General features: G+C 37.4%; 3 protein-coding genes. All 3 read left to right on the top strand.

The features are described from left to right. On the top strand, positions 1-1,322 hold a 1,322-nt coding region (locus AC52RT_RS03640), incomplete at its 5' end, for an HD-GYP domain-containing protein (protein ID WP_495539493.1). Between the two features lie 88 nt (positions 1,323-1,410). Beyond that, entirely contained in the window at positions 1,411-3,030 is a 1,620-nt protein-coding gene (locus tag AC52RT_RS03645; protein ID WP_495539494.1) for an ABC-F family ATP-binding cassette domain-containing protein, read from the top strand. Between the two features lie 107 nt (positions 3,031-3,137). Then, positions 3,138-3,398 carry a hypothetical protein gene (locus tag AC52RT_RS03650; RefSeq protein ID WP_475730902.1) on the top strand — a complete coding sequence of 87 codons (261 nt, stop codon included), beginning with the start codon at positions 3,138-3,140 and terminating at the stop codon, positions 3,396-3,398. The last annotated feature ends 2 nt before the right edge of the window (positions 3,399-3,400 follow it).

Here is a 3,400-nt window from a genome sequence, read left to right on the forward strand (position 1 = left end):
AAGTAGCTCCGATAAGGAAGTACTTCAGCATGGACATTCCTTCAATTGAGTTAGTAATCAGAGCATATTCAACGGCTCAAGTCTATCCAATCAAAGCAGTCTATCGATCATTAAGTGCTCACTTTTTAGGTATCTCCGTACCTGGAATTAGTCTTACTGCCTTATGTATCTACTTGGACTTATTAACGATACCTTATTCTTTTTTACTTTTAGCCTTACTTGGAGCATTTCTCATCACATCTATGCATGCTCTAATAGAGTATTTTCTTTCATTAAATGCCATAAAACCAATCATCAACCACATTACGATTACATCGAATCGAATGAATTCAAATACCAATACGCTAGAAACCGGAATTTTTTTAAGAATGCGAACCAAAATTCTTATTAGTTTCATATTCTTAACCCTTTTTCCTGTCATGCTCTCTGGAATCATTTTACTAGCAAAATCTTATGAAGCTAATTTTTCCTTTCTAAAGGATTTCGTCTGGACCGCCGTTTTTATTGTGATTATATTACTTCTTATCGCTTTTGGCGGTGCTCTGCTATTAACGAGTAATCTTCAGGAACCCATTGAAGAATTAAGGACCGGGATGCTTGCAGTAAAGAATGGTAAACTAGAAACCATTGAAAATCCTTATTCAGATGAGTTTTCCCATCTTTTTTCAGGATTTAATCATATGGTTGATGCCATTAAGGAACATGATCAAAAAAATGAGGACTTGCTAAATAATATATTCACCATGCTTGCTGCTACCTTGGATGCCCGAGACCCTTATACAGCTGGACATTCAATCAGAGTGGCAGAATATGCAGGACTAATCGGAGCACAAGCGGGACTTGCTCCTGCACAGCTCGATCAATTACGAAAATCTGCACTCGTTCACGATATCGGGAAAATAGGCATTAAAGATGCCATTCTCTTAAAAACAGGAAAGCTGACTGATCATGAGTTTAACCAAATAAAACAACATCCTGTTATTGGTGCGGGAATCTTTGAACAGTATAATATGACGAATGAACTGCTTTCACTCGTACCCGGCATTAAGTATCACCATGAACGCTTTGATGGCAAAGGATACCCGGAAGGCCTTGCTGGAGAAGACATCCCGTTGTTCGGACGTATCATCGCAGTGGCTGATGCCTATGATGCCATGACTTCTGATCGTACTTACCGGAAAAGCATGAGTCCCCAAGAAGCCATTTCCATTTTAAGAGATGGAAAAGGCACACAATGGGATCCTGAATTTGCTCAGTTGTTTATTGATTTACAAGAAAAGGAACTTGAACGTCATAATCAAAACAGCCTAATTGCCTGGTAATGCTCATTCAAATCCGGAAAATATTTTTATCTATGCCTCTTCCGTGTTATACTTTTATAGATATTGTCATTTGGAGGAATGTATATAAATGATTACAGTAAATAATGTTGGCCTGCGATATGGTGATCGCAAGCTTTTTGAAGATGTAAATATAAAGTTCACACCTGGCAATTGCTATGGTTTAATTGGCGCCAATGGAGCAGGGAAATCAACTTTCTTAAAAATATTATCAGGTGAAATTGAAGCTCAGAGCGGCGACGTTCATATGGGTCCAGGCGAACGCCTTGCCGTTTTAAAACAAAATCACTTTGAATATGAAGAACATGAAGTTATGAAAGTAGTTATGATGGGGCATGAACGTTTGTACCAAGTCATGCAAGAAAAAGATGCCATCTATATGAAAGCTGATTTCACTGATGAAGATGGGATGAAGGCAGCTGAATTAGAAGGCGAATTTGCTGAACTTAATGGCTGGGAAGCTGAGCCTGAAGCAGCGATTCTTTTAAAAGGTCTTGGTATTACAGATGAACTACATGATAAAAAGATGTCTGAACTAGCAGGCGGAGACAAAGTTAAAGTCTTACTTGCACAAGCACTATTTGGTAAACCAGATGTTCTTTTACTCGATGAGCCTACCAACCATCTTGATTTACAAGCGATCCAATGGCTTGAGGAATTCTTAATCGGTTTTGAAAACACTGTTATTGTTGTTTCCCATGACCGTCACTTCCTCAATAAAGTCTGTACACATATTGCTGACCTTGATTTTGCAAAAATCAAAGTCTACGTTGGTAATTATGACTTCTGGTATGAATCAAGCCAGCTTGCTCAGCGATTATCTCAAGATTCTAACAAGAAAAAAGAAGAAAAAATTAAAGAACTACAGGCATTTGTTGCCCGATTTAGCGCCAATGCCTCAAAGTCTAAACAAGCAACTTCAAGAAAAAAATTATTAGACAAAATTTCGTTAGATGATATCCAGGCTTCTTCCCGCCGTTATCCTTTTGTTAACTTCACTCCTGAACGTGAGGTTGGAAATGATTTGCTGCAAGTCAGTGGAATTACAAAAACAATTAATGGTGAAAAAGTGCTTGATAACATTTCCTTCGTTATGAATAAAGGGGATAAAATTGCCCTTATAGGTCAAGATGAAAATGCACAATCTACTTTATTTAAAATTTTAGCTGGTGAAATGGAACCAGACAGCGGAACGTTTAAATGGGGGATTACTACTACTCAAGCTTATTTACCAAAAGATAACGCTGAGTTTTTTGAAGGCTGCGATATGACACTGATTGATTGGCTGCGACAATACTCGCCTAACGATGAAAGTGAAAACTTCTTACGTGGATTCCTTGGCCGGATGCTATTCTCTGGTGAAGAAGTACAAAAGAAAGCATCCGTTTTGTCTGGTGGAGAAAAAGTTCGTTGTATGCTTTCAAGAGCCATGCTAAGCGGTGCAAATGTTCTTATGCTTGACGAACCTACCAACCATCTAGATTTAGAATCCATTACAGCATTGAATAATGGCTTGATCTCCTATAAGGGCTCCATGCTCTTTACTTCTCATGATCACCAGTTCATGCAAACCATCGCAAATCGAATTATTGAAATCACACCAAAGGGTATCGTAGATAAGCAAGTATCTTATGACGAATACCTAGAAGATGCTGAAATACAGAAACAAGTTGCAGAAATGTATAAATAATAAACAGACAGAGGAGTCTCATTTTTGAGACTCCTCTTCTTTTTGCAGAAAATGCACGTTTTAAATCACCTTATATCTGGAATAATGGAAGGATAAGGGGTGATAATGTGGAATCTAGAGAAATTGAAAATGTATTTGAAGCAGCAGGTTATGACTTTTTGTATCGGAATTTTCACTATCAAGTATATGTATCAGGACTATTCGAACAAATTGATAATCCAGCACTATTAGAAAAATTCTTAGAATGCTATGGATTCGAACCTGAACAGTCATTGATATTCGATGAATTTGCTTTTCATTTTCGGATATTCGAAAATTTGTACCATAAAAACAACTTAAAACATGATCCTGATTTTTATTGGCATTAACT

Source organism: Peribacillus sp. (genome assembly GCF_059453735.1).